At 36.1% G+C, this 7,497-nt stretch carries 3 protein-coding genes; all 3 read left to right on the top strand.

What is annotated here, in order from left to right:
• Positions 1 to 576 precede the first annotated feature (576 nt).
• The 3 genes from CXF72_RS16930 (at position 577) to CXF72_RS16920 (ending at position 7,474) form a co-directional block, all read left to right on the top strand.
• Positions 577 to 1,098, top strand: coding sequence for a hypothetical protein (locus CXF72_RS16930; protein ID WP_101040835.1), 522 nt, complete (start codon positions 577 to 579; stop codon positions 1,096 to 1,098).
• A gap of 10 nt (positions 1,099 to 1,108) precedes the next feature.
• The gene (locus tag CXF72_RS16925) at positions 1,109 to 3,898 is read left to right on the top strand and encodes a tyrosine-protein kinase family protein (RefSeq protein WP_101040834.1); all 2,790 of its coding nucleotides are present in this window, start codon (positions 1,109 to 1,111) and stop codon (positions 3,896 to 3,898) included.
• A 1,653-nt stretch (positions 3,899 to 5,551) separates the two neighbouring features.
• Positions 5,552 to 7,474: an ATP-dependent DNA helicase gene (locus CXF72_RS16920; protein WP_101040832.1), complete on the top strand. Its 1,923-nt coding sequence runs from the start codon at positions 5,552 to 5,554 to the stop codon at positions 7,472 to 7,474.
• Positions 7,475 to 7,497: the final 23 nt, after the last annotated feature.

Genomic DNA, 7,497 nt, shown 5'->3' with positions numbered 1-7,497 from the left:
CATTTAGACCGAAAGCGACGCCACGGCGCAGCAAACTGCCAACGCTGGTTGTGTGCTTAAAACTCAATTTTTCAACTACCTGTAAGTCATTTTCTGCTTGATTGATATCAAGCTTCTTCTACTGGTTTAAAACAGCCAACTTCCTCATATTTCACAATCTAAAGCCCAGTTTATTAAAATAAATTCAATTGATGCGTATGAATGGTCATAAAATGCTATCGAAATGAATGCTGAAAGAGGCTATGTTATTTTTTAGAAAAATGGGTGGCATGGTTAGTACATTATTTAGAAAAATGGGTGGCATGGTTAGCATTATCTAAAGCCCAGTTTATTAAAATAAGTTCAATTGATGCGTATGAATAGTCATAAAATGCTATCGAAATGAATGCTGTAAGAGGCTAAGTTATTTTTTAGAAAAATGGGTAGAAAAATGGGTGGCATGGTTAGCACTTAGGTGGCATGGTTAGCACTTATAGATACCAGTTTTTTGGTCATGGGTATCTGCTGCAATATTAATTTTTAATTGATTATAGTATGATGTTTGTTTTAATGTGATGATTTAAAAGGATATAAGGTATGGATATACCTGCCTTTTTAGCAATCCTAGTTTTTCTGTTTCTATCAGGAGTTATTGTGAAATATCCAGAATATTTATCTGCAGCAAAAAGGCATAACCAAGCTTGTAGAGTACTACAAGTAAAAATAGAGTCTTGTATAAATAATGATGAAATTCAAGATCAAAATTTTAGGCACCTAATTGTGAGCCTTTATTATTTATCAGGTTATATCATTGAATGCTCATTAAAATACAAAATATTTGAGCTTTTAGTTTTCGATGTTGATGTGAATGTAGATAAAGTTGGTTGTCGAGATTCAGGGCTTATTATATATAATAAAATTGCAATACATGATTTTGCAAGACTACAAGAACAGTTAACCTCGCAAGTGAGTGACTTATCATATGAGAGTCTTGACAATAAAATAGCCTTATTGTTGGAAAAATGGAACCCAGCGATAAGGTACGAAGAAGTAGCTGTTAACTATCAAGATGTTAAAGCACTTTATCTTCATACAAAGAGTTTTCTGAGAAGAATGTAAGGAAATAAAAATGTTAAAATCAATAGATTTTATAAGTAGATTAGAAATTGATTTGATGGGAGGAATTGAATCAAAGTGCATTCATAATTTTTTTATCGAGTTAAAAATCAATCAAAAGGTAAATGTTCATATTGTCAGTAATACTGTGAAAGGTATAAATGAGCTTTCTTTGAAAAACATTGTATTAAACGAGCTACAGAATAAGAATATTTTATTTGTATTTATAACTGTTGAACAATCAGAAGATGACGATTATAGCTATTTATTTGAAAATGGAAAAGTATCTTTAGGTTTGAGAAGATCTCTTAATACTTTAATTAATAATAAAAATAATAACCAAAAAAAACAAAATGTGATGACGTTCTTTAGTTATAAAGGTGGTGTAGGTAGGACTACCTCTTTAGCTCTAACAGCTACTTATTTATCTAGACAAGGTAAAAACGTCTTTGTTATAGACTGTGATTTAGAAGCACCTGGGTTACTTAATTTTTTCAATAGTGCTCAATCTGAAAAACAAAAAAGTGGTCTTGTTGAGTACTTAAATGATCAAATATTTACGAAGTCTGTCGATATCGATAACTATATTTATAAAATAGAGAAGGACTATTCAGGAAGCGGTATAATTAATTTTATGTCAGCAGGAAATATATTATCAACTGATACAAATGATGTAGACAGCTATTTAGAAGGGTTAGCTCGTATAGACCTTCAAGGTGCGGGGCTAATTGATACATTTAGTCGTTTAATCGATGAGATTCAATTAAAATATAATCCCGATGTTATCTTAATAGACTCTAGAACTGGCTTTAATAATCTTTTTGGAATGCTCACTCAATTATCTCAGCATGTAGTTGTCTTGGTTGGAGATGATACTCAAAATCAACCAGGTACAGAATATGTGTCTAGGTTGTTGAGTGGCAAGGGGATTAATGCAACTTTCGTTCTTTCAATATTAAGCAACAATTACAGCCGAAGATTCAATAATTTCGTTAAAAACATACAAAGTATTTATGACTTTGATGCTGATACATTTTATTTTGACCGACAAAATACATTAGAATTCATAGGGACCTCTCTGGCAGATAAATATGATCTAGATGATTTTATTAGTGGTGAAAATGGCTCAATGCAATACCACAAATTTTTTCAATATATTGAATCTAGCATAGCACCCAAAGTAGATGAAGTAGCAGAAGAGATTGAAGTAGAGATAGTTGCCCCTGTAAGTAAACAAACTAAAAAAATGTCAGTAAATAGTGAAATGGTATCAGAGGAATCTACTCCTAAAATTACAATGGGTGATTCAAAAACTAAATCGATTGACTTACAAGATCGAATACTAAATAAAATTTCTGAAAAATTACCTAGTTTATATGCCGAAACTACTGAATACGATACTGATTATATAAATAACATATTTTATTTTCGTCCTTGTATGGAAGATTTTTTAATTCCTGAAAAGAGTATATTACTTGGAGATAAAGGAACAGGTAAGACCGCCTTCTATAAAGCGTTACAAAATGAAGAATTTTTCTCTAGATTAGTGGCAAAATCTCAAAGAGGGCATTTGAATTATAAAGTGCTTAACGCTACAAATTTTGAAAATGACAATTTTGAAATGTTGAAATTTGATAAATACTTAAACGATGAGTTATTTATCAAAAAGTTCTGGGTATTTTTTATCTGGCAAGCTCTTTGTAATCGAGGGGATCTCAAAAGTAATACCGACATTCCAATGATTGATCTAACCAGAACAACGGCTCAAGGGAAAATAATAAAGTTAATTAATGATGATGAGTTATTTGGTAGAATTGAAGATGAACTATACATAATCAATGGCCAATTAAAATCCTCTGAGACACGACTAATCATTACTTTTGATAGATTAGATAATATTGTAAAGCCTGGTTTGTGGAATGATATTATTTCCCCTTTAGTAAAACTCTGTATTAACTGTCCGTGGGATATGATTTTCCCTAAACTCTTTTTACGCAGAGATTTGTATGAAAGACTCGGTAACTTAACAAATAAAAACTCCTTCTCGACTAGGGTGATTGATTTGGAATGGAGTCAAAATGAAATGTTTTCATACTTTTTGAAAATTATCTTTATATATTGTAAAGATGATTTCTTTGAGTACTTAAGAGCTTATTCTTCATCACCAGGGATAAATATTCAACAAATAGAGAAGAAATTAAAAACTAAAGGTCATCAACATAATCAGTTGCCATTAGATACATATTTAATTCAACCTATTATTAATCTATTTTTTGGTTCTCCTAAATCTAGAAAAAATGGAAAAATTAGACTTGCATACGAAGACTTATATCGAAATATTCAAAGTGCTGATAAAACAGTAAACTTGCGGCCTTTTATAGATTTAATTGCATTTGCAATAAAAGAGCAAAAAGAATCTGACCATATGAAAGGTTTTAGAAAAGACTCTATATTAAGCTTATTATATTGTACTAGTAGTCAGGTTCGTAAAAGCGCAGTTATTAATTATTTAACTGATTTATGGGGTGAAAAGGGGAATGAATTTGTTCAATATTTCTGTGAAGATCTTTCAAATAATCGAGTGGATAGTAGTTATAAGAAAAATATATTATACGAGGATGCATTTGAAAATCTAATTACAGATATAAGAGTTAATAATAAAGATAAAGCAGTAATCAAGAACTCTACTATGGAAGAATGTAAACAAGTACTATTGGCGAATAAGATAGTTACAGCATATATGGTAGGTAACAAAACACGGTATGGTTTTGCATATTTATATACAAATTACTTAGGTGTGTGATGCTGTAAAAGATATTTAGATATAAAATGGGGGCAGTCTGAATGGCACTGCATTAAGGTATAACGCCTGTTTTTCGGGGCTTTCAATGAGTGACTTGATTTTACAGACTTTGTAAATAGACCTATAAACATGCACTTAATGAGTTAGGTTGAATTGTTGCAGAATGTAAAATTACACTGAACACCGCATTATCTATACATTTTAGGCTTAATGCAGTGCCATTCGGGGCAAGTCTTGCGTTTTGTATAAAGACACAAGACTGATCCCTTTAATTTCAGTTCCTACCTGGCAGCGACAGCTTGCTCCCTCCTGTTTTCAATAAACATCAATACATCTTTTAATTGGTACTTTGATGCGCTGTTACCGTAAAGGTTAATTTGTGACAAAAGCAGAGGTTATGAGCGTCAAGTCTTTCGCGCAAAAGGCAAGATCTCGAATTTTCTTGATGGATGTTTTATAAACCCATCACCCAGTAACAGCATGTTTCTATAAATCACTTAAAAAAGAAATAGGTAACTTAATGTATATTAATGATAAAACCTTAGAGGAAATTAGAAATGCAGAGTTAAAAATCCACTGCTTATTTGTACGTATTTGGTAAAATATGCCTAATGGGATTGAATTAACAGGGCATGGAACAATTCAACAAAAGGGTCAATGGGGTCGCGTCTTGCCTTTTGCTTCCTTTTCTTTGGCTGTTCAAAGAGCATGAACACCTAGAACTGCGAAACTGCATTTCGGTTTCTCATAATCTGTACACCACCTAAAGCGGGACATCCAAACCTTTTGATAAATAAACCAAACCAATGCGGCTACGAGATTCCCCTTCCATTTTTCTTGCACTGTGCAACCACTTTAGCAAAGGAAATCATGGAGCGAATTGAACGCCAGTTCAGGATTATGAGCGGGCTAAGCTCTGCGTGCCCTTGTTGATTTCATTAGGCTCGGCTCTGCACATGGATGTGCTGTCCGAGCCGGTGCGTTAAAAAGTGGTTGGGCAGTGCAAGATTAAAAAATGGCTAGGGGTGACGCTTTTTGCCTACTTTTTTTCGGCATTTAGAAGCATAACTTATTCGAACTGCGAAACTGCGTTTCGGTTTCTCAACGTTTACTCGCCGTCAGGGCGAAATTACCCTCTAAGAAACAAAACAAAAAGCTCACAAGCGAAAGCTTACGAATAACCAGTATGGTATTTACATTACCACGCGGAGCGTGGGAACGAGCAAAATATCACAAGCGAAGGCTTACAAATAACCAGTACAGTATTTCCATTACCACGCGGAGCGTGGGAACGAGCAAAAGCTCACAAGCGAAGGCTTACGAATAACCAGTACGGTATTTCCATTACCACGCGGAGCATGGGAACGAGCAAAAGCTCACAAGCGAAAGCTTACAAATAACCACTACGGTATTTCCATTACCAAGCGGAGCATGGGAACGAGCAAAAGCTCACAAGCGAAGGCTTACAAATAACCAGTACGGTATTTCCATTACCACGCGGAGCGTGGGAGTGAGCATGAGAAAGCAAACGTTTTGCTGCTCGCGCTTTGCTCGCTAAGCATATTAAATAACTGTTGATTGATTAGCCTATAATCATACTTTCAATTCACGTAGAATACAGTTCATCAGCCTTTTTTTGTAGAGTCCTTAACTTTGATCTCATCTTTTTTTTCAGCCTCGGGTGCCTTAAGTAAACAACTGCCTTTTTTTATCTCCCGGGATGCACAGATTGAAATGGCTGACGCCGTGACAGAAGCTATCACCAAAAAGCAAAATTTAGTTGTTGAAGCCGAAACCGGGACAGGGAAAACCTTTGCCTATTTAGCGCCGGCTTTATTAACCTTTGATAAAGACGCCAGTGACAAAATCATTATTTCAACGGGCAGTAAAGCACTGCAGGAACAGCTGTTCCTAAAAGATTTACCCTTATTAATAGCCGCAACTAATTTCACCGGTTCCGTGACTGTCTTAAAAGGGCGCAGTAACTACCTTTGTAATGAACGTCTGGCGCGTTTTATGCTGGAGACCAAGCAGCGGGAAAAAGCATTACAAATCGAGCTGATAAAAATTAAAAATTGGTCTCTTACCAGTAAAACCGGCGACCTTGCTGAAATCAAAGATCTTGCTGAAGATGCCGTGATTATTCCTTCTATTACCAGTAACAATGATAATTGTTTAGGCCGTGAGTGTCCCAGTTTTGACGATTGTTTTATTGTTAAAGCGCGCAAAAAAGCCATGGATGCAGATCTTGTGGTGATCAATCATCATCTGTTTTTTGCAGACTTGGCGGTTAAAGAAACTGGCTTTGGAGAGCTTATACCCGAGGCGGGGGTTTATATCTTTGATGAAGCCCACCAACTGCCCGATATTGCCAGCCTGTATTTTGGCGAATCACTGTCCAGCCGGCAGTTAATGGAGCTCGCTAAAGAGATCGAGTTTGTCTATCGCACTGAGCTTCGCGAAGCAAAACAGATGTCTAAGGCGGCGGATCAATTACGTTTAAGTGTGTTAGATTTTCGAATGGCCTTTGCAATTGATAAAGGCACCGGCAGCTGGCGAGATAAGTCTAAAGAGCGGGTGATGCAGCTGCATGTTGATCGTGTCCTGCAGGTGATGGATTTTTTAAAGGAAGTGATCCTCGAACGCTTAGGTAAAAGTGACGTATTAGACCATTGTTTTGAGCGTTTAACCCAATTTATGCTGTTATTTAAAAAACTTAACAGTGTTAATGAAAGCGGATTTAGTTACTGGTTTGAGTGTACAAAACAACATTTTTCACTAAATATTACCCCTTTAAGTGTTGCAGGGCGTTTTCAGGCTGAATGTGAAAAAAAACAGGCAAGTTGGATTTTTACCTCGGCAACGTTATCCGTGAAAGGCAAATTTGATCATTTTACCGCCTTGCTGGGTTTACAAGAAAGCCAGTGTTTACAGTTAGCCAGCCCCTTTGATTATGCACAGCAGACTTTATTTGTGGTGCCCAGGTTAATACCTGAGCCCGGTACACCGGGATTGGCCGATAAACTGGTAGAAGAGCTTGCGCCGGTGATTCGCGCCAGTAAAGGACGTTGTTTCTTTTTATGTACCAGTCATGCCATGATGAATCAGCTGGCGGCGGGATTTCGTCAAATATTGACCTTGCCTGTCCTGTTGCAGGGGGAAAAAAGCAAACAGGCACTGCTTGATGAGTTTATTAACCATGGTAATGCCTTGCTTGTCGCAACCAGCAGTTTTTGGGAAGGGGTGGATGTGCGTGGACAGGGATTATCCTGTGTTATTATCGATAAAATTCCCTTTAGCTCTCCCGAAGAGCCTTTATTAAAAGCGCGGATCGAAGATGCACAATTAAAGGGTAAAGACCCCTTTGCCGAAGTACAATTACCGCAAGCCGTTATTACCTTTAAACAGGGCGTCGGGCGATTGATTCGGGCGGAAAAGGATAAAGGTGTATTGATTGTTTGTGATACACGTTTGGTGACCCGAAAATATGGTAATCTGTTTCTCAATAGTTTACCTTGCATGCCGCGTACTCGCTCCTTAGATAATGCTATCGATTTTTTAAAAACGATTGATTAGTTAATATTAATTAATCTCATTCC

This window comes from Psychromonas sp. MB-3u-54 (assembly GCF_002836415.1).
Taxonomy (GTDB): domain Bacteria; phylum Pseudomonadota; class Gammaproteobacteria; order Enterobacterales; family Psychromonadaceae; genus Psychromonas.
Note: the sequence above shows the minus strand (reverse complement) of the source record. Positions and strands in the feature narration are given on the sequence as shown.

Bases quoted from the DNA above. Each gene is read 5' to 3' on its own strand.
- CXF72_RS16930 (WP_101040835.1), top strand. From the start codon at position 577: ATGGATATACCTGCCTTTTTAGCAATCCTAGTTTTTCTGTTTCTATCA.
- CXF72_RS16925 (WP_101040834.1), top strand. From the start codon at position 1,109: ATGTTAAAATCAATAGATTTTATAAGTAGATTAGAAATTGATTTGATG.